Here is a 21,694-nt window from a genome sequence, read left to right on the forward strand (position 1 = left end):
TGTATTTCCTATCGTTTCAATTCCGATAACAGTTCTCTTTTCCGTTTTCCGATCAGAAGCTGTTCATTATATGTCATATACCGATCACAGGTATGCTCCGCCAAAAACATTGCCGCTTCCGGTGACAAGGTCAATTCTGTCACAAACACAACCATCTCCTCACCATCCTCAAATGCCTGTTCCATAAAATCAAATGCATGCTCTAACGCATCCGATGCATCCTGCTCTGATTCCTCTAATGTCTCTCTTTGGATATCAAATCCTGTCTTCGCCTGCGCAAAACTTTCCTTTGCATCCAGACCTTTATCCGGCATATTTTCTTTCCAGAGAGCAAATATCTGTTCCCATCCGGCTGCCTGTGCCTTCGTACAAAGCTCCGCCTGTTTTTCTGCTTCTACCATTGCCATTTTCTCCTCAAGCAATGCCTGATAACAGTCTGCCGGTGCTTCGCCCTCTTTCAGATGTCTTTGATATTCTTTTAAAAATTCATACCAGTTATCCGTGATCTTTTTCTTTTCCTGCACTTTTACAAAAAATGCAGACAGACCATCCAGCAAAAGATTGACCACACTCAGTCTCTCATCGAATGATGCCGCGTAAATCCTTGCAAATGTCTCCGGTCTTATCCTGCCCGCAAGGATATCTGTGATCCCATAGTCATCCCGGTACTTGCGGTACAGTTCAAAATATGCCGCTGCATCTTCCGCCACATCCTCATGATGGATAAACTCACGGATGACACCCTCATCCACCGGCAGATCCATCTCCTCATAAACCTGCATCAGATTGCTCAAATCTTCCCAGCCACGCGCTGTCACAAAGCGGATACCATCCACATCTGCCTCCACGCGGTAAAAATTTTTCTGTCTGAGTTCCAGATAACTTAAAATGGCATTGTGGAGATGTTTTGCCCTCGCATATTCTTTCCATACCTTATAATCAGCCTCAATATTCAGATAACGCACACGATCTAAGGTGACCATATCAAAATCGCGGACTGACTTGTTGTATTCCGGCGGGTTTCCGGCTGCAACGATCAGCCAGCCTTCCGGGATCGCCTGGTTGCCAAACGTCTTACACTGTAAAAACTGCAGCATCGTCGGCGCCAATGTCTCTGAGACACAGTTAATCTCATCAATAAACAGGATTCCCTCTTTCTGCCCGGTTTTCTTCATCTTGCGGTAAATACTTGCAATGATCTCACTCATGGTATATTCCGTAACAGAATATGTCTTTCCTTCAAAAGACTCCTCTTTTATCATCGGAAGTCCGACTGCACTCTGTCTCGTATGATGAGTGATCGTATAGGCGACCAGTCCGATCTTACACTCTGCGGCGATCTGTTCCATGATCTGCGTCTTTCCAATGCCGGGCGGTCCCATCAGAAGGATCGGACGCTGTCTGATCGCAGGGATACGGTACTCTCCCTGTGCGTCTTTCGCAAGATACGCCATCACCGTATGCTTAATTTCTTCTTTTGCCTGTTTTATATTCATTTTCGAAATCTCGTTCCTTTATTTGTTCGCCTACTATCTTAATACATTTTTGCTGTTTTTCCAATCATTTTTGGATTTTATTTCAAAAAAAGACAGGCAAACACAATCTTTACGATTTGCCTGCCTGCTTTTTCATACTATACCCTTATCTTCCTTCAAGATTCTTAAGAATCACATCCATATCATACTCCGGTGCCATCTGCAACCCAACTTTTAACGATGCTCTTACATCGAGAACATTTCTGTTCCTAATCAGCAACACCTTATTCAGCATACTTCATCATTGCATCCACGATCTCCGGGTATCTCCAGGTAACTGTCTTACGGTCAAGAAGTCCAAATAACTCTCCGTCCCCTGTGAATGCATTATTATCCCACCAGTTGCAGCTCATGCCGTAAGCGCGTGCTGCAGCAACATAGTATGCAGTACAATCTACACGGCTCTGCAGGTTTCCGTTTTTGTCACGGGAACCGAACTCTCCGATCATAACCGGTATCTCATTACTGATGTATTTTGCATACAGTTTTTCCATCATCTGATCGATATCATTGGTACTTGTCTTGTCGGAAGCATCAAAATGATCTGTGCTCTCATTTTCCGCTGCAGCCTGCAGTGCAAAATGATATGGGATATAAGCATGCACAGAAACAATGATCTTCCCATCATTTCCGGCAGTATCTGACGGCAGTACAAACTTGTCATTTAAGACTCCGTCCGCCGACGCATCATAACCCGGCACCATCAGATAGCGTATAGCATTATTGCCTCCGGTTTTCCGCACAACATCCACAAAGTTCTGGTTCCATTCATTGATACATTCTACTGCCTCCACACATTCCGCAGCATTCATATCCAGCCACCACTCATGATCAGTATCTTTCAGCCGCGGCTCGTTGATGCTCTCAAAGATCACATGATCATCATAACCTCCAAAGCGGTCGGCAAGCTGCTCCCAGATGGATGTCATGTAGGAAAGAGACTGTTCTAAATGCTCTTTATCCGGATAACAGTATTCGAGATCCGTATCATGATGGATATTTAAGATCACATACATATCGTTATCTATCGCATAATCTAAAACTTCCTGCACACGGTCAAGCCATGCCGCACTGATCGTATATTGATCCCCGGATACATGATTATGCCATGATACCGGCAGACGCAGCGTCTGAAATCCTGCTGCTTTCACTGCATCGATCATCTCTTTTGTTGTCTTTTCACCGCACCATGACCACTCAATACTAAGTTCATCCTCTTTCTGCGCATTTGTAATTGCATCAAATGTATTACCGAGATTCCAGCCGACTTTCATATTCCGCACAAATGCCATTCCGTCTGTATCCGGTATCTCCTTCGGTTCGATCACAACTTCTGGTATTGTCACCCCAGCATCCTCCATTTCTGTCTCTGAATTATCCTGTTCTGCCACCACATCTTCTGTTGACACGTCTTTCACTTCTGTATCTTCTGCATTTTCATTCTTTTCTGCCGCCACATCAGCAGCACTTCCGGTCTCTGTTACTTTATCCGCCGGATCTCCTGTTCCACAGCCGCTAAGCAGCATACATCCTGCCACGCACAAGGCGGCTAACTTTCCCAATTTATTTAACTTCATAACAATCTCCATTTCAGAGGAACTTATCTTCTTCCGATCTCCGTATCGGATTCCCCTGTTACACTGTGTTCCTTGATATATGTTACAATCTCGTCTGCTGTTGTAAATGCAAGACCGACATAACTGTCCGCAGCACCGTAGTAAATTGCAATTCTTCCGGTTGCAGAGTCGTGGATCGTTGCACATGGGAAGCAGACATTCGGAACAAATCCGCGTTCCTCATACCATTCTTCCGGTGTCAACAGGAAATCCGTACAGCGGTATTTTACGATAGATGGATTTTCTTTATCTAAGATTGCTCCGCCGATCGAGTATACATATCCGTTACAGGTTCCACTGACACCATGATAAAACAGCAGCCAGCTATCTTCCAATTCGATCGGTGCTGCTCCGCCGCCGATCTTTAAAGACTCCCACCATTCATTGCCGCGTCCCATCACATGACGGTGTTTTCCCCAGTAAGTAAGATCTTTGCTCTCACTGATAAAGATATCACCAAACGGTGTATGTCCGCTGTCGGACGGTCTTGACAACATCAGGAAATTTCCATTTACCTTACGCGGGAACAGCACTGCATTCCGATTAAATGGCAGAAATGGATTTTCAATCCTGGTAAATGTCTTAAAGTCCTTTGTCTTAGCCATTCCGATCGCTGCACCATAAAAATCGCCACACCAGATAATATAATAGGTATCTTCTACTTTTACCAGCCGCGGATCATATGCATATACCGGCATAAAATCGTTTCCGTCTTCATCGACAAAGCGTACTTTATCTTTCTCAAAATCCCAGTGAATACCATCTTCACTTCTTCCTAAATAAACATATGGTATTCCATTTGTCTGCTCCCCGCGGAACACACCGATGAACTTTCCTTCATACGGTATGACAGCACTGTTAAAAATCCTTGCCACCCCTTCTACCGGATTTCTTCCAATGATCGGATTCTCCTTATAACGCCATACCGGCGCATTCACGATTTTCTCCGGTCTCTCCTGCCACGGCATGTTTGGCACTGCCGGACTGATCATTTTTACATTTCCCATCTTGCTCCTCCATTCTGCACAGACTTTCATTTTATATTTTTATTTTGTATCTAAAACCTGTGCGATCCTTCTCCATTTTTATTCATAGCGGCATCTGTTTTCTGCCGTTTCTGAATCATTTCATTTATACCCCTGTCAACCGCTTTTTACGGTATCTCTGACTGATTTACGGCTCTGTCGCCGATTAACAGTCATTTCGAAACCGTTACGGCTCCGCCACTCTTCCGGTTGATTCCCGGATCACGATATGACCACTTACCACACGTCTCACAAATGTTTCTCTTTTTTCATTGAGGCGTTCTAATAAAAGTTCTACTCCCTCAGATGCCATCATAGCGATATCCACATCCACAGTCGTGAGTCCCGACGCATTACGCCGGATGAACGGATAATTATCAAAACCTGTGACCGAAATATCCTCCGGCACACGATACCCCATCTTTTCTAACTTTTCGATCAATATACATGCTATCTCATCATTATTGCAGACAAATGCCGTCGGCATATCTTCCGGCAGAACCAGTTCTTTAAATAACCGATCTGCTCCCCTGTCCTCTATCAGATAGTCCTCCCTGTAAGGGATGTTGTAATGATGTAATGCCCTTCTGTATCCCAAATACCGGTCCATGATACTCGTGGTAGCATCAATAGAACCAACATAGGCTATTTTTTTATGTCCAAGTCCGATCAGATACTCTGTCATCTTGTATTCTGCACTGATATTGTCCATACTGACGGAATCCGTCTCCATGGAAAGATCATAGAAATCCATATAGATCATCGGTAGATTAGTCTGTCTGAGTTTTTCCAGATACGATTCATCCAGCTCCCCCATTAAGATCATCCCGTCTAACCGGTTGTCGTCCACGATCTGTGGCAGGATCATCATTTCCTGCATCCGCGTATCAGCCAGTTCAAGCATTGTCGCATAATCATAATTGGTCAGACATTTTGCAACACACTGATACATTTTCACATAAAAAGCATTGCTCGTATCATCTGTATAATAGGAAGGGATAATTACACCAACATTATAATTTTTCCCCTCTTTCAATCCTTTTGCCCCAAGGTTATAACGATATCCAAGCCTGTCGGCTTCTTTTTTTATTTTTTCACGAAGTTCCTCACTGACTCCAGCTTTTCCCGTGAGTGCCTTCGATACGGAAACGATGCTTATTCCCAGCTTTTCCGCAATATCACGCATAGTCACGTTTGCCATCTGAATTCCTCCTAAAAACCGCTTACCGGTAATACCATTTTTCTTCGTCTTCTTTTGTTTCCGGTTTTGCCATATATTTTCTCAAAATCCTCTCCATAAGGAAACTTCCCACATAACAGCATACACCCGGCATAACAAAGATCATCGGAACCGGGATCAATAATGCAGACACTATGCCGGCTGTTACGATCAGTAAAAGTAAAATAGTCGTCGGAAAATGTTTAAAGACCATAAACAATGCCAGTTTAAAGCACGAAAATGCATCCATCGTAAATCTCGACAACACCGGGAACAGATAAAGCACGATCCCTGCGATCACAAACGCAAGTAACAGATATACCATTTCAAGCGCCCCTGCCATGATCGATATCTGCTTTACCGTATAACTGTGATCAAGCCACAACACTGCCGCTAACACAAGAAAAATAACCGTCAGCAGTATCCCCGTTTTTAAATTCTGCCGGTAAGAACGGATAAACTCTTTTGACACATATCCTTCCTCACACCGCACAGCTTTTACCATTGCATAATACATTGCGATCGTCGATGTTCCGATCGTAACAACCGGAATGCATCCGATCAGCCATAAGACCGACACCAGAAGTATATTTCCAATCTTATTCGTTACCTTAAAAAACTTCGTCTCCGGTCCAAACATACTATTCATACTTTCTGTCCCTTTCCCTGAAAAAAATTCTGCAAGATAAATATCGGTCAGATATTTGTTTTGCACAATTCTTTTCGCCGGAATATTTTAATTCCGATCCGGATTACAAATGGTTAGTTATACCACGCAGCGTTTGGCAGATTGATAAAGGCACAGATTATTTTGTGACTTTGGAAGAGAATTAGAAAATCTTAGTATACCTGTCAACATACAGTGTTGTGCTGCCACGGAAGGCAGCGCAAGTCTTAATGTGCCATGGAAGGCACATTTAAGACGTACACGTCACTCTGCCATAAACTATATCAGGTATACTTAGTTTTTCTTATTCTCGTACATTGGAACAAAATCAGCAGTGACTTTATCAATCTGCCAATCACTCAACATGGCATACCATTTGTCATCCGAATCAGAATCACATATTACTGGATCTTTAATGTATCAATCTCATCCTGTAAGATCTGTTTGTTAGACTCAATCGCCTGTGATACTGTGCTGTCGCCATTTACAACATCACCGTAAAATACTTTGCTGACTGCACCCTCAGAGTCAATACTGTTCCAGAGATCATTGTTTGCAAGTGCACCAAGTTTGTTTGCAAGTGCAACCTGATCCTCATCAACGAAACCGGACTCAAACCACTCAGGATCATCACGGTAAGAAATATCATCATGATACCAGTTCATCATCTCCTCAAATACACAGTAAACAGAAGTTGCATCCTCAACACCAACCGGAATCATGTAGTTGTTTGTGATCATAGCAGGTGTCATGCTTCCATCTCCGCTTGGTCCAACCGGTGCCGGGCAGATTCTCATATCAAAATCATGATTGTCGATCTCCTGGATTAAGATCCATGGCTGTGCAAATGCGAAAGCTACTTTTCCGGAAGAGAAAGCTAAAAGATCGTTGTTCCAGTCATCCTGATAAGGTCTTGCAGATTTATCTACATTGTATAACTGATCGATAAAGTTGAATGCCTCAACTGTCTTAGGATCACTTAAACCTTCTGTGTCGGAATCTGCGATCGTAGCATTGTTCGATGCGCAGAAGCCCTGAACCGTCAGTGTCCATGCGCTGCCGTATCCATATACATCCATGTTGCCGTCACCGTCAGTATCCTGTGTGCATGCTTTTGCGTATTCTGCGAATTTATCCCAGGTCCACTCTCCTTTTTCTGCAAGGGATTCCGGAGCCTCTAAACCTAAGGAATCGATCATGGCTGCATTGTATGTCATATACATTGCGCCGGATGGGATCGTGGTTGATTCATGGAATAAATAATCATCATTACCAAGCAGGTTCTGTTTTGTAAATACGGTTCCGTCTGTCATGATATCAGAATCAGCCGGTGCATAATCAGAAATTTTCTGTACATATCCGTTTGCAACCGGTGAGATACCAAACTGAAGATCTGTCAGATAGATATCGCAGTCCGGTGTACCTGCTGTGACAGAGGTATTGATACTGTCGATGATTCCATCCCAGCCAAGATTTACCCATTCGATCTTGCAGTTCCATTTTTCCTCTACGGCACGGACTGCATCCAATTTCATCTGCATAGTCTCCTCATTTGTCCAGGAGCCGCCTGCTGCCTCAATATCATCCAGAGACTGATAATTGCTGTCCCAGTATTCATCCCACCAGAGACCGATCTTTATGGTTCTTCCTCCTAAATCCTTTGCCTCATAACCGCTGTCAGCCACTGCTGCATCAGAGCCTTCCTCAGTATCTGCTGCTGTTTCGCTCTCTGCACTGTTCGTTTCTTCCTTCGCGCCAGCATCTGCTGCGTTATTTCCTGCATCTGCCCCCGTGTTAGCAGTATTTCCACCGCATGCTGTAAGTGATGCTGCAAGTGCACCTGCTAAAAGTACTGAAACCACCTTGTTTCCAACTGTTTTCCTTCTCATGTGAAAACCTCCTTCTTATAAATAAAAATATATGTTTCCGAAGTTACCATGCTAGCCAACGATACCGCTGCGGCTGGCTCCCTCGATAAAACGCTTCTGTAATAAAATGTAAATAATGACGATCGGTATTACCATCAGCACGATTCCGGCATACAGATAAAGCTGTGATACCGCTGTATCTTTGATCTGATCGATAAACTCGATCGATGCCCTTAAAGTAGAAATTCTCATACTCATTAAAAGTTTTGAGTTGATGGAAAATAATTTTGCATAAAATGTATCATTGTACTGCCATACCAGTGAGAAAATGCTGACAGTCAGTACAGACGGCATCGCATTGACTAACATGATACGAAAATACGTGTAAAACGATCCTGCACCATCCACAACCGCTGCTTCTTCAATCTCCTTTGGCAGTCCGCGGAAAAACTGGTTAAAAATATAAATATAAAGTCCTGACCGCAGTCCACAGCCTAATGCTGTCATAATATACATCGGGACTTCCGTGCTTAAAAGATTGATGCCATGTCCTGTCACAAGATGTAATATTCCAAAGATATCAAAGTTACGGAACTGTGTGTATAGCGGAAGCATCAATGTATCATTTGGAATGACGATCGTTAAGATCACACAGCCGAACAATACTTTTTTAAACGGAAACTCATATCTTGCAAATCCATACCCTGCCATGGAACAGATCAGAATCTGGATCAGTGTCAGTGAGATCACATATGCAAATGTTGTCGCAAGTGTTCTCGGATACGTCATTCTTGTAAAAGAAGTGATGTAATTCTGCAGCGTACCCTCTGCCGGAAGCAGCATGACGACCGGATTGTAGAGGTCATTTGCCGTAAAAAATGAATTTGCAATGATCGTGATCAGCGGTCCTAATATAATGTAGGAAATACCGATAATGATCACAACTTTAAGCAGCCCGATCAGAAAACCTTTGATCTGTCTTCCTGCTTTTTTTACCTGAATCTCATCGAGAGGCTGGTCTTTTAAATTTCTGATATTCATATACTCTGCCACCCCCCTAATTATAGTAAAATACTTTCTTTGAAATCAGTTTACATACAATGATCAGCAATGTGATGACGATCACGGAGCTAAGTAAACTCATCGCTACACTCACACCCCAGTCAAAGTTGACAAATGCCATATCATATGCTTTTTCCACAACATCACTGTCTACGAAAGAATCAACGATCGTATACACAACATTTGTGATGATAAGCGGAGATACCATCGGGAAAGTTACTTTCCAGAATGTCTCATATCCTGTTGCACCCTCGATCTTTGCAACCTCATATAACGCTCCCGGCACTGACTGCAATGCTGCAATAAAAATGATGATCTGCACACCGGATGCCTGCACGATATCGAAAATCCTTCCGACTGCCGCTGTGATGTAGTCGAGCAATGCGACCGGAAATCCAAGATCCATAAACAGGCTCATAAAATAATCTACATTTACACCCGATGCAACTGCCGCCTCCGCAGATACTGCTGCAACACCGCCGGTAACTGCCTCCCTTGCCATCTCGATTGCATTATTAATCGCTCCGGCATTCATGATGATAGGCAAAAATAAGATTGCACGGACAAGTGTTCTCCCCTTAAACTTTCCATTACAGATCATCGCGATGAACAGACTGAAAAAGATGATCAACGGAACATCAATGATGATATCCCGAATGGAAGTTGCTAAGATCTGGTTGTAAGTCGGGTCCTGAAACAGTGCATATTTGAAATTATCAAGTCCGGTAAACTTTAACGTATATCCACCGGATTCAAGCATCTCCATTTTGCTTAAACTAAACCGCACTGCCTGGATCAGGCTTTTTACATAAAACCATAAAAATCCGATCAGCCACGGTGTGATAAATGCAAAACCTGTCAGGGCACGTTTCTGCAATAACGATAACTTTTTCTTTTTCTTCATTATGCCTTACCTCCCTTTACCTGATAACTCATTGCATCTACGGTCACACCGCCCTCTGTGATACTCTTATCTGTTTTATTAATGTAAATAGAAACGCCGTTGTCATATTCTGTCTTAACAAGACCGTCATCTGTCACTTCGTGATGAACCATTGCTGCTCCCTGCACCTGTTTTAATGCCCCATTGATCGTCTGGTATGCATTTATGGCATCTTCCATCCAGGTCTGATAACAGGTGGAATACTGGTCTGCCGAGGAAGTATATTTCATAATGCTGGAATCTTCCCAGGAAAATGTAAATCTCGGTGCACATCCATACTCGATATAAGTAAGAAGAAGCGCATCATCAATATCTGCATCCCTAAGGTTCAGTGCCTCCCCGGAGTAATCAATACTTCCATGAATGACCATCTGGTAAAATGGGATCTGCTCATCAATGATATAAAACTGGCTGTATTCTACCGGCGCGTCAATGATGTCGGACACATAACCAAATGTGTATGCGTTGCCGCCCTCTTCCATCAGTGTCTTTTCTGTCGCCGCAAGTTTTCCATATTGTGCTTCCACAATCTGTTTCGCTGCCTGTCTGTCGATCAGTTCTGTTCTCTTTTTGTCAGAGGCAAGAACATTGGAAAGATCCCTTAAACAGATACCGCTGATATCGTAATTTGTGATCTTACCTGTAAATTGATCTACATAACGGTTTAAAAACTTCGGTGAGATCATATAATATGCAAGCTCATCATACCATTCTAAGGTACTTGTCTGACGCATTGTCGCCGGGTTTACGGCTCCGAGTTCTACCACATAACCGGAATAATATTTGGATGCCTCAAGCACATCATTAAAACGTTTCGAAGTATAAGGTACTTTCTGGAATGAAACATTTCCATATAAAGCTCCACCGTTTTCCTCTAAAACATCACTTAAATGTTCAAGTTCTTTTTTACTTCCGACTTTCTTAACCAGTTTGATCTTATCTGCCACATCATGATAGATGCCGCCGTTGAACCAGCCTTCGTAATTCATACGGATCTTTGTGATATCCTCGCCGTAAAACTCCTCTAAGATCTTTTCCGCTTCCTCGTAAGTGGTCATCGCAGAGATTCCTGTGTAAGGAACACCCATCACATGTTTTTTCATCTCCACACCGCCAAGAACATCTAAGTACAATGGAATATCTCCGGTTTCGTTTGTCTCCTTTAAGGTACCCTCTTTGATGAGCTGATCCCGGTAACATTTTGCCATACCGGAATAATCTGCCTTATTTCCGGAAAGGAAGGAATAACATACGGTAAGATTTTCATCGTAAATATTATTTTCAAGTACCGGTACGTCTGCCTGGTTTCCGCTGACACCAAACATATTTAAAAGCTCAATCTCTCTGACGCAGAACTCCGGATAAACATAATTGTAACTGTTGAGTTTTCCGGATACATCTGCATTTACGATCGCAAGTGCATCACCACCTGTGATCCTGCCTAAAAATGCGCTGTCACCGTTTTTCATTCCGAATACCGGAATCCTTGCATCCTCCGTATATTCTGTCACAACGTAACTCTGCACAACCGGATCGATTCCATAGATGTTCTGGCTGTATGCAGCATTTTTACATCCATTATTTAAATTGATCAGTGCTCCTGATCCGTCCGGCACAAACATATAACCATCCGCATCCGTTCCCGCTGCCCCGAAGAATGGCAGAACCCTTATTCTTGAAATTACAGCTCCGCCTTTTTCCTCGATCTCTTTTGTCGGAACAGATACGCTAAGTCCATTGTCTGTCAGGCGGTACTCAAGTGGAATGGTAAAGGAAATATTCTCTTTCTCATCCGTCTCTGCCATATCTACTGCATAGTCATCTGCAGTGTATCCTGCCTGTTCGAATAATTTATTTAATTTTCCCATTCCGACTTTTGAGGACTGCGCCTTTTCATTCAGTTTATATACCCCGTCTTTCAGACGGAACTTTGCTTTTACCGTCCTGGCATCTTTCTTATCCAGCTTATCTAACACCAGTGTCTGCAGACGTTCCTCTGTGATCTGTAACGGCACGATTCCGGTTGCCGAATCAAGATCCGCAAGTGTATATGTATAGCGGATACCATTTTCAATGCTCTCTGCTGTGAACTGTCCTTTTTCGATGCTCATATCATAATTGTTCATCGTAGCACTGTTCCTTGCCGCATTGTAATAGGTAAGTGTTAGTGTTGCGCTCAGTTCTGCCGCATTTACCCCGGAAGCGATCGCATCAGAATCACGTCCCACCGGATTGGAATAAGTAATATTACCGGATTCTTTTTCATAAACCGCGATCTCTGTCGTCTCTGTGTTGGTATAAAGTTTTAACGTATCGTTTTCTGCAACTAAGACCATGCCAGGTACACATGTTTTATCATCTTTTGCTGCCTGAAATTCGCTTCCGCTCTCCACTTCATAGGAAGAAAGATACTGTTTGTACGCATCATATCTGAAATAACGGAATACGACATTTGCGATCACACCCACGGCTATGACCGCTGCCCCTGCGGCTACAACCACTTTCCATTTTATTTTCCGTTTCATAGTAAACTCCATTTCTGCCCCCATTTTCTATATACGCAGCATGATCTCGTTATAGAGACTCTCTACAAATGCGACCACCTGACCGATCAGTGAAAATAAAAGCATTACCACAAAAATAATGATCAGCATTGCAATAAAAGTCAGTATCATGGTTGCAAGTGTTTTTCCCAGTGTATAATTATGTACCGTCATGATACCCACCAGCACCAGGAACAAAAACCATGCGATCCCGACTGCTAAGAGCAGATAATAAAATGCTTCTTCATCTTCTGCCACTACCTGTGAAAACAGGATCGCCGGAATAAATGTAAGTATCATTGGAAGCATTGCGTAACCGCACACTGTAACGATATCCTTAAATCTTCCTTCCCCATCCATCAGACAGGTGATCGACCAGTTTCCGACACAGAATAAAAGGAATAAAAGAAATACTGCACAGATCTCAGCAAGGCTGTTGATCTCCATCGGATTCACATGATTGACCACAAACCCCGCATACTGTCTGTTTGCCGAAAAACAGACTGCAAACAGAAAAACAAACAGAATAGAGAGTCCCACGCTTCCTCTGCCACGGTGTCTGATCTCGTAAAAACCATCGGACGGATGCCCCAGTGTATAAAATGCATACTTTACTTTTTCCTTAAACATGAGACGCCCTCCTCTCTTTCCATTTCTTTTTACCTGTCTTATTCCAAAGTATCAAAAGAATAATAAGGATCAGTGCTCCGGTCAGATAACCTGCCAGGTTTTCCTTTAAGATTTCATTCCGGTAACGCTTATATGCGATGGAATAATACTGTCTGTTGTTTCCGGTCTTAAAGCACTCCATTGCTTTTTTGTTTTCCCCTGCGGCAAGGTAACTTTTTCCGATTCCGACATAGGCAAGCTCAAAGTTGGAATCTAATTTTAAAACTTCCTTCCAGCACTCCACAGCACTTACCTCGTCACCGTCGTAACGGAGACCGACCGCCTGATTGATCAGGGAGCCATAATTTGTTGCTCTGTATTTATCCACAAGGTTTTTTGAACCATCTAATACAATGATCTCATCTCCGATCGTATCGATCGCAGTCGGTGTGTCAAAAGTTCCCTCCTGGCTTCCGATACCGCCAAAAACATAGAGAAGATTGCCTTCGTGGTCGTAGGTGAAGATCCTTCCTCTCGTGGAATCAATGATTGAATAGATTCCCTTATCCCTGACCACGACATCAGTGATGCGGGATGCTCCTGAATAGTCGCCGGTAAGCCGCCATGTAAGATCTCCGGATACCCCGGCAGCCCCTTTCTGGATCACATCCTCACCACTTGGATTTAATCGGCGTACAGACTGTTCTCCCTCTGCGTCCACGTTCGTTGCATAAACGAAACCGTCAGAGTCGATCTCCATTCCGGTAAATTCTGTCGGAATAAAAAGCTGCTGTTTGGCACGCTGTGCTTTTGTGGACAGCTTTCTCCAGATGATCTCTGCTGTTGTGATCTGCACATTGATGGTTCCGGTAAAACCGGTAAAGTTTCCCTCTGCATCAAATGCCATGATTCCCTCAAACTGATTCTGTGCTATGACATAAATTCTGTCTGCATAATCAACAGCCACCTTGAGCGGAGAAAACACATAATTTTCTCCAAGGATATCTGACTGTGGATTTTCAATGATCTGGATCAGATTTCCATCTTTATCTAACTCTACCACACGGTAATTTCCGGTATCTGCAACATACAGATATCCGTTTTCTGAAATATAAACTCCATTCGGAGAGGAAAAAGTATCTTCCTTTCCATCATTTAAGAACCCTTCGATCACCGTCTTTAACCGGAAACCGGCATCTGTCACAACGATCCTGTTATTTCCGGTATCTGCGATATAGACATTTCCGTCTGCATCGGTATTTAAGTCCTGCGGACTGGAAAAATTCCCGCACCCGATGGCATCCCCCGTTACCGTGCCATCCGGCACATAAGCTGCCGGTGTGTATTTGATATCTTCGTAATAGTCGTAATTATAAGTTTCATAAGGCACATTCTCTCCGGCATAAACAGCCGTCCCCCCGATATCGGAAAGAAGTACTGCAACTGCTGCTGCCGCCGCAAATATGCACTTTCGCATTCCTTTTTCTGGCATTTTCTTCTCCCCCTGTTAGTCCTTCATACCGGACGTGGTCATCGTCTCGATGACGTTACTCTGGCATATGATAAAGAACGTGATCGGTATTGCAGCAATGATAAGCTGTACTACCGCACCAGCTCCCTGTCTTGCCGGCCCTCCTGCAACGATCTGATACAGTGCATACTGAAGAGGCTTTAACTGCTCACTTCTTAAAAATCCGCTTCCTGTATTTGCCCATAATGTCTGGAACTGGAAGATCGCAAGTGTCAGCCATGCAGGCTTTACATTCGGCATGATAATGGAAAAGAAGATCCGGAACTCTCCGGCTCCGTCAAGTCTTGCCGATTCGATCAGTGAATCCGGGATCTGCTCCATGAACTGTTTCATCAGGTAAAGTCCGAGTCCATATGCAAATGCCGGTAAGATTACCGCTAAATATGTATTGTTGATCCCCAGCCAGGAAATGATCATGTAGTTCGGGATGGCGGTAACATTGTACGAAAACATCAATGATAATACGACTATCGAGAATAAAAATTTCTTTCCCGGAAAATCATGTTTTGCAAGCGGATATGCTGCCAAAGATGCAAACAGCACATGTCCTACGGTTCCAAGTCCTGTAATGATCAGGGTATTTAACACGTATCTGGTAAAAGGCACCCAGGAACTTGACATCAGTACATACAGATCACTGAAGTTATCCAGTGACGGGTTCCGCACAAAGATCTGCGGCGGATAGCGGAATAATTCATCTAACGGTTTTAATGCATTGTTTAAGATCATTACTAACGGCAGTGCCATGAACACACCACAGATTCCCATGATCACAAACAATATCGTGTTTCCCGCCATGGAACGGTTTAACTGTTTCGTGTGTTTTATTTTCCACCGGGATGGTTTTTTATAGTAATCTTTTTTACGCTTCAAACTATTCACCCACCCTTCTGATTGCTTTTTGTACAAGCTGGTTCGTTCCAACCATCAATGCAAACAGGACAGTTGCGATTGCACATGCATAACCCATCTCATAACGGGTACCACTGCCGTAATCGATCAGATGTGTCACGATCGTCGCACCAGAATAATTCACACTCGGATTTCCTGCAAGATTGATGGAAATATCCGCCACTGCAAATGACTGTGTGATCTGCATAACTGCACCAAACATGAGCTGCGGCCGCATGGACGGGATCGTGATATACCACAATTCCTGCCAGCGGTTTTTGATTCCATCCATCGCTCCCGCCTCATAAAGGCTCTTGTCAACGGTCTGTAAACCTGCGATAAAGGTTAAGAATCCGGTTCCAAGACTCAGCCATAGCTGTACGATAATGAGGATCGGCAGTACGTATTTTTCTGTTTTCATCCACTGGATCGGCTCGTAGAGAAATGACCATTTCATCAGCCATCCATTTAAGTAACCGTAACGGTCACCGGAGATAATGATCGACCATACCATAAAGGCGTTGCCTGAAATCGACGGTGCATAAAAGATCAATGTCAGAAATGCTCTTAGTTTTCCTTTAAACTCATTGATGATCCACGCAAACAGGAAACACATGATATAACTTAACGGTCCTGTTACCACCGCAAAAATGATTGTGTTTTTGAATGCTTTCTTAAAAACATCATCATCCAAAAGCAGTTTGATATAATTTCTCCAGCCGACAAAATTCGGTGTCTCTAACATGTTGAAATCGGTAAAACTGATCCCGATCGAGGCAAGTACCGGCAAAACTGTGAATAAGAAGAAAAGAATAAAATACGGTGCGATCATCACATAGGACATTTTGTATTTTTTCATTTCCAGTTTTGTCTGCTGCCACTTACTCCTTTTTTGCATTTTCTTTGTTTCTCCCATCCCAATCTCCATTCCCTTTGTCCGATATACATTTACTGTTTCGTATCGGACGCGGTTTTCATACCAAACTCCTCGCGTTTACTTGTGATCTCAGCATTGATGTATTCGAGATATTCATAAAGTGCTTCTCTTGGCTGCATCCTCTTATCTTCATCTGCAACTACAACTGTATAGAACGCATTGTTTACATTTCGCCATGTAAAATAGCTTCCCGGAACCTGACGGATTCCTTTTACATTTGCAAACTGGGCTTCTAAGGCTTCATAGTCATCCGTCGGCCACGGAAGATTTGCAAATGCCTCGATGTTTGCTGTCGGATAACGCGCTGCCTCACCCATCAGCCCCTCCATCTCTTCGCCATAAGAAGTCTGTATCTCTGAAGAAAGCCACCATTTCATAAACTCCCAGGAAGCTTCCTTATCCTTTGTTCCGCTCATCATCATACATGCAAGTCCTGTGCTTGCAGAGGTATTATTGATGGTTCCGTCTTCCTCTTTTACACCCGGCAGTGCCGTAAATCCCCATAAACCTTTGATATCCGGTGCTGATACTTCAAGTACGTTGTAAGTCGTATAGTCAGCAATGATGATCGGTGATTCTCCGGTACGGAAACGCTGTTCCACAGAAGTCTCACGGTCTAATTTGTAATCTGTATAGAACTCACAGTATGTCTTAAATGCATTGACCGCCTCATCCGAATCTAATGCAGATGCAGTTGCATCTTCATTGTAAAGCTCTCCATCGTGCTGATATAAAAGACTGGTAAAAGTCAGTTCCGTCGGCAGCATGCCAAGCGACATCTGGTTTTTGGAAAGTTCAGATAATACAACCTTCATATCATCCCATGTCTTTGGTATCTCAATTCCAAGTTCATTCAGAATATCTTTCCGGTAGAACATCATCTCAAATGACTGTGTCTCCGGCAGTGCGTATAATGCCCCATCATACATAAACGACTCCACTGCGCTTTCACGGAAGCGTTTTACCACATCCTTATAATCGGAAAACTGTGTCAGATCCACAACTGCACTTCTGAGTCCGTAGTTGACCGGAAGATCATTTGATGATGCAGTCGTTCCGGTGGAAGATGTCGCTACCGTTCCATTCGTGCCATTTGCTACCTGAAGTGCCACATCCGGTCCCTGTCCGGCTAACGTTGCCTGCAGCAATGTATTCATATCTACAAGCTGTACATTGACATTGATATTTGTCTCCGGTGTAAATGTCTCATCGATCAGTGCCTTAATAACATTCGCCTGGTCACGTCCGCTTCCGATCCACACAGTGATCGTCCGGCTGTCCTCGCCCTCCTCTGCAACATTTCCGATTGCATTGTAATCTACGATAAAAGAATAAAATAATTTCTTAAACTCGTGCACGACACTGGCTGCCACGGAACCCTTATCTTCCGTCACTTTCTGGTCCGGTGAAGTAATATAGATGGCATCTAACTGCAGTGGCTGCTGCTGTGCGTTGGTGATCCAGGTTCCAAGTGCACTGACATTTGTTTTAAATGCCTTCACCATTTTCGTGATCTTTTCTGTATCACACAGGATCTCATTTAGCTGATCCCTCATGGTAATGATGACTGTCTCCTCGCTTCCGGCAACTCCTAATGTATCAAGTGTATCTAACACCTCATCAAGTTCATCACGGATCACTTTCAGTTCTCCCTCCAGCTCCGGCAGACGTTTTTCTATCTGATAATCACGGTACTCATCCGGTGAAACACCAGTAATTCTTATGATCTTGCGGTATTCACTGTTTAACTCCGTCACAATGCTCTGCACATCGCTGATAACTCCGGCGAAATCTCCAAGTACCACCTGCATGCGCAGTGTGTGATGTCCTTTATCCAGATAAAACCGGTATGCATCTCCTGCATGATCAGAGAGCGTTGTCATTTTCCAGGTACTGTCATAAGTAAAACCATAATGATTTAATTCCTCAAAAGGTACTTCTCCATCGATCATGATCTTACGGGAAACATAGATTCCTTTTACGAAATTCTGTTTAGAATGTAAGGTGATATTGTAAAAACCATTCTCCTCCACATCAAATTCCCATTCGATCCACTGACCTGTCAGTCTCCAGCTGTTACCACCGATGGAGTTATTTTTCAATACTTTTGCACTGTACGGTGTGATCGCCGGTGAGGATTGGTCCTGTACCGGATAGAGCATTCTGGATGATTTCTTTGTCGCATGTTCTGCCTGAATCTCAATGCACTGCCCACTGGTATCGGCTGCTCCGTCCTTTTGCTGCTGCTCATATACCGTCTGATAATCTAAAAGATTTTCTTCATTCTGTAAGCAGATCGAATGAAGGATCATCGGCTCTCTGCGTGAAACGATAGTGATCTCATGTTTTCCCTTTGTAAGGAAAACTGAAAGCGGCTCCGTCACATACCCATCCTGATCATAAAACCGTGAAAAAAGCCATTCAGGTGACTCCACCTGCGTAGGCTTTAAATCATTTCCCTGATTGTCTTCATCCCAGATATCTGAGGTATTTACCCAGACTCTGGAAAATTCGATCAGTGAAAGTTCCCGGTACGGAAGCTCGCCGTCCACAAAAAAACTTCGCTGGATGGAAGAACCATTTCCCTCTACCGGATAATAAGAGATACCAAATTCATACATTCCCTCATCAGCAATGTCTACCTCATAGGTAAGCATCCCGCTCTCTCCGGTATAAACAGAAGTTCCTTCCATCCCCTCGTAATCGGTAAGAACTTCCGGCTCCATACCTGCACAGTCAATGTAATCGGCACCGTTGATCTCATAAGACTTTTCCGGCTTTTTTATATTTTCAAGCCCTTCCTTATATGCTTCATACCCCTGATATTCCGCCGTATAATTGAGGATCTTTTTATAATCCTCATATGTCTTTGCCTTTGTCTGTGCATGAAGTGTCACACTCTGCCCTATACAAAGCCCTCCGGATGTAAAAATCATCACTGCCGCCAGTGCACCCGAAACCCCCTGTTTCAAAAATCCCATCTTCACAGCTATCCCCCTCTTATTTATAACAGTGTTTCTAACCTTCGAACCCTCCAAGATAACTTTGTTAGCTTTGATAACTTTGTTAACCTTGTTAATATTTAAGTTATCGTTAACTTAATTTTTATTATATATATTGTATTATTTTGCGTCAATATTTTCAATTATTTTTGTATAATCTGCACATTTTTCTACTTCTTTTTTTGTAGAATATATTTCACTAAATTTTCATATTTTGTTTATATTTACTTAATTTTTAATTTTTTAAGTTATTTCCACGCTGCTTTTCAGGCAATATCCACAGAAACTGTTGTGTGGTAAATAAGTACTACTCTATGTATTTTCGCTTATTTTCGTTATATTTTACATGTTGTCTGACAATTAAATTTAAAAAATTTTATGCATTACAACATATAATTTTTAATTTGTTGACACAGAATTTATTATAACAGTTGTCGTTTTTCTCAAATACTGTAATTTCTGGACTTTTTTTGCATGAATTTTCTGCGAAAATACCTTTTTATCAGATTGTAAAATTTCCTGTCACAAAAAAACATGCAGCTTCTAAAATTATCGATCACCCAGACGATCGGTTCGATATCTGTTCCGTCTAAAATTGCAGCTTTTGCATCCGTTATGATATCCCACCACTGCGGTGTCTCATATTCTTCTGTCACAAACTCTGCCAGTGCCGGATGTTCTGACTGAATATAAAGTCCCATCGTTCCTACCGGTTTTGGTCTGTTCATGCTCTCGGAGATTGACGCAAACATCGGATAACACCAGAAATCCGTGCAGTAAGTTCCGGGAATCGTATACTCTTCCCGGATTCCGGTACCGAAGAACAGAACTTTTCTGCCCTCTGCCACCGCATGTTTTAATTTCTCATACTTATTCTCTATGCCGCTTCCTGTTTCACAATTTTCATGGTGCACTGCGTTTTTCTTTAAATTCTTCCAGCTCAAGTCTTAGCCGGATTGCCCAAGGCGGAACCGCCGCATCATCATAGTCCTCCAAAAATAAAAATGCTGTCTGATAGTCCGGTCTTGCTTTCGGATAAATCCCCCTGCCATCCGTAAAATACAATAAACCGCCAATATTTTTTAACTCCCCACATTCGATCAGGTCATTGACATAGGAAAATACCGGCCGGAAATCCGTACTGCCGCCTCCTGCTACCGTAAAATCCTGCATCAGTGCCGTAATATCACGTTCACTTTTTAATTCAATATCCGACCGGATCTGGTTATCACATTGGATGACACGTATCCTAGACTGCGAAAAAAAACTGTTTTTCTGTGTCAGTATCGAAAATGTCTCCTTTAAAAACTGTTCCACCAGTGTGCCGCTTGTGGAATAGCTGGTATCAATAGCGATCACAAACTCCCGGATCTTTTTGACTTCCCGGCTCTCAAGCGGCTCCATTAACGGCATATTTCCATACAATTTCAATCCATATGTATAATAATTCAGATCAAACTCATCCTGGTTTACACCGATTTCCTCACGCAGTACCGAAAAACGCTGTAAAAAGTCCTTATAACTTCTTCTGCTTTTTTCTGCTGTCGCCTGTGCCAAAAATAAATCCTCACCGTCCGTTGTCTCACCGCCACGCAGTTCCTGCTCCATCTTCGTCTGTCTTGCGATCTTATTCCACTGATCCTGGTTTCTTACCGCCTGTTCCTGCTTTGCCTGTCCATCCTCTTTTTTCGGCCAATAACAATGGTCATCCGTGTAAAATTCCTTTTGCAGCAGAATCTTTTGTTCTAACTCATCCCCCTCGATCATCCGGTATATCACAGCTGCAGAGATCCCCTGTTTCTGCTCTTTTAATCTGTCATACATCTGTTTTCTCGTCCAGCTTAAAATACGTTTTGTACATTCCGCCTGCATCTGGTCGATCGTATATTCCACTGCGATATCACATGCTAAATTCCATGTCCTTCTGTCCCTGCTTCCTCCGATCCACAAATGCGAAAAAATGCAGTGCAGTACCGTATGCAGATATGCACGGTCTAAATACAGCGCATTCTTTTCAAAAATCCCGATCAGCCATTCCGGTGCTACATAAAGATATGCACCGTCTGTTGCAAATGCCCGCAGATTCGGATCAATTTTTAACTGTAACTGCGACAATGCCAGTTTTAAATACCGCAGTTCCATATATAATTCATGCCGTACAAACTCCATGATCTTTGCCGACATCTCTTCCTGCCATTCTGACTCCGTCTGTATATGTGCCACGTTTTTCTCCTCTGATACAATAA

The 21,694-nt window shown here is 43.1% G+C and carries 17 protein-coding genes; all 17 read right to left on the reverse strand.

The window, feature by feature from the left end; genetic code table 11:
* Positions 1-8: 8 nt before the first annotated feature.
* On the reverse strand, positions 9-1,496 hold the full coding sequence (locus tag DXA60_RS00430) for an AAA family ATPase (protein ID WP_117918598.1): 1,488 nt from the start codon (positions 1,494-1,496) through the stop codon (positions 9-11).
* A 145-nt stretch (positions 1,497-1,641) separates the two neighbouring features.
* Positions 1,642-1,770 (reverse strand): hypothetical protein, encoded by a 129-nt coding sequence (locus tag DXA60_RS19410; protein ID WP_256451912.1) that lies wholly within the window; start codon positions 1,768-1,770, stop codon positions 1,642-1,644.
* Entirely contained in the window at positions 1,760-3,112 is a 1,353-nt protein-coding gene (locus DXA60_RS00435) for a glycoside hydrolase family 5 protein (RefSeq protein ID WP_243006709.1), read from the reverse strand. The genes DXA60_RS19410 and DXA60_RS00435 overlap by 11 nt, the downstream gene beginning before the upstream one ends.
* Before the next feature lie 23 nt (positions 3,113-3,135).
* Positions 3,136-4,158, reverse strand: a complete 1,023-nt coding sequence (locus DXA60_RS00440) for a glycoside hydrolase family 130 protein (protein ID WP_117918602.1) — start codon at positions 4,156-4,158, stop codon at positions 3,136-3,138.
* A 205-nt stretch (positions 4,159-4,363) separates the two neighbouring features.
* Positions 4,364-5,377 carry a LacI family DNA-binding transcriptional regulator gene (locus DXA60_RS00445; protein ID WP_117918604.1) on the reverse strand — a complete coding sequence of 338 codons (1,014 nt, stop codon included), beginning with the start codon at positions 5,375-5,377 and terminating at the stop codon, positions 4,364-4,366.
* Positions 5,378-5,399: 22 nt separating this feature from the next.
* Positions 5,400-6,044, reverse strand: a complete 645-nt coding sequence (locus DXA60_RS00450) for a YesL family protein (RefSeq protein ID WP_147345367.1) — start codon at positions 6,042-6,044, stop codon at positions 5,400-5,402.
* Positions 6,045-6,463: 419 nt separating this feature from the next.
* A complete protein-coding gene (locus tag DXA60_RS00455; RefSeq protein WP_117918608.1) occupies positions 6,464-7,951 on the reverse strand; it encodes an ABC transporter substrate-binding protein in 1,488 nt (495 codons plus the stop codon).
* Positions 7,952-8,002: 51 nt separating this feature from the next.
* Entirely contained in the window at positions 8,003-8,971 is a 969-nt protein-coding gene (locus tag DXA60_RS00460) for a carbohydrate ABC transporter permease (protein WP_117918610.1), read from the reverse strand.
* A 16-nt stretch (positions 8,972-8,987) separates the two neighbouring features.
* Entirely contained in the window at positions 8,988-9,896 is a 909-nt protein-coding gene (locus DXA60_RS00465) for a carbohydrate ABC transporter permease (protein WP_117918612.1), read from the reverse strand.
* Positions 9,896-12,460 carry a DUF5696 domain-containing protein gene (locus DXA60_RS00470; protein ID WP_117918614.1) on the reverse strand — a complete coding sequence of 855 codons (2,565 nt, stop codon included), beginning with the start codon at positions 12,458-12,460 and terminating at the stop codon, positions 9,896-9,898. The genes DXA60_RS00465 and DXA60_RS00470 overlap by 1 nt, the downstream gene beginning before the upstream one ends.
* Positions 12,461-12,487: 27 nt before the next feature.
* A complete protein-coding gene (locus tag DXA60_RS00475; RefSeq protein ID WP_117918616.1) occupies positions 12,488-13,108 on the reverse strand; it encodes a Yip1 family protein in 621 nt (206 codons plus the stop codon).
* Entirely contained in the window at positions 13,101-14,579 is a 1,479-nt protein-coding gene (locus tag DXA60_RS00480; RefSeq protein ID WP_117918618.1) for an NHL repeat-containing protein, read from the reverse strand. The genes DXA60_RS00475 and DXA60_RS00480 overlap by 8 nt, the downstream gene beginning before the upstream one ends.
* Positions 14,580-14,594: 15 nt before the next feature.
* Positions 14,595-15,500, reverse strand: coding sequence for a carbohydrate ABC transporter permease (locus DXA60_RS00485; RefSeq protein ID WP_186899482.1), 906 nt, complete (start codon positions 15,498-15,500; stop codon positions 14,595-14,597).
* Positions 15,493-16,425: a carbohydrate ABC transporter permease gene (locus DXA60_RS00490; RefSeq protein WP_241070948.1), complete on the reverse strand. Its 933-nt coding sequence runs from the start codon at positions 16,423-16,425 to the stop codon at positions 15,493-15,495. The genes DXA60_RS00485 and DXA60_RS00490 overlap by 8 nt, the downstream gene beginning before the upstream one ends.
* Before the next feature lie 32 nt (positions 16,426-16,457).
* Complete coding sequence (locus DXA60_RS00495; RefSeq protein WP_117918622.1) at positions 16,458-19,427, reverse strand: extracellular solute-binding protein; 2,970 nt, start codon at positions 19,425-19,427, stop codon at positions 16,458-16,460.
* 464 nt (positions 19,428-19,891) lie between these two features.
* Entirely contained in the window at positions 19,892-20,362 is a 471-nt protein-coding gene (locus DXA60_RS00500) for a hypothetical protein (RefSeq protein ID WP_117918624.1), read from the reverse strand.
* The gene (locus DXA60_RS00505; RefSeq protein ID WP_117918626.1) at positions 20,352-21,671 is read right to left on the reverse strand and encodes a vWA domain-containing protein; all 1,320 of its coding nucleotides are present in this window, start codon (positions 21,669-21,671) and stop codon (positions 20,352-20,354) included. The genes DXA60_RS00500 and DXA60_RS00505 overlap by 11 nt, the downstream gene beginning before the upstream one ends.
* Positions 21,672-21,694 lie beyond the last annotated feature (23 nt).

The sequence above is a fragment of the Roseburia sp. OF03-24 genome, assembly GCF_003463035.1.
Lineage (GTDB): Bacteria > Bacillota > Clostridia > Lachnospirales > Lachnospiraceae > Roseburia > Roseburia rectibacter.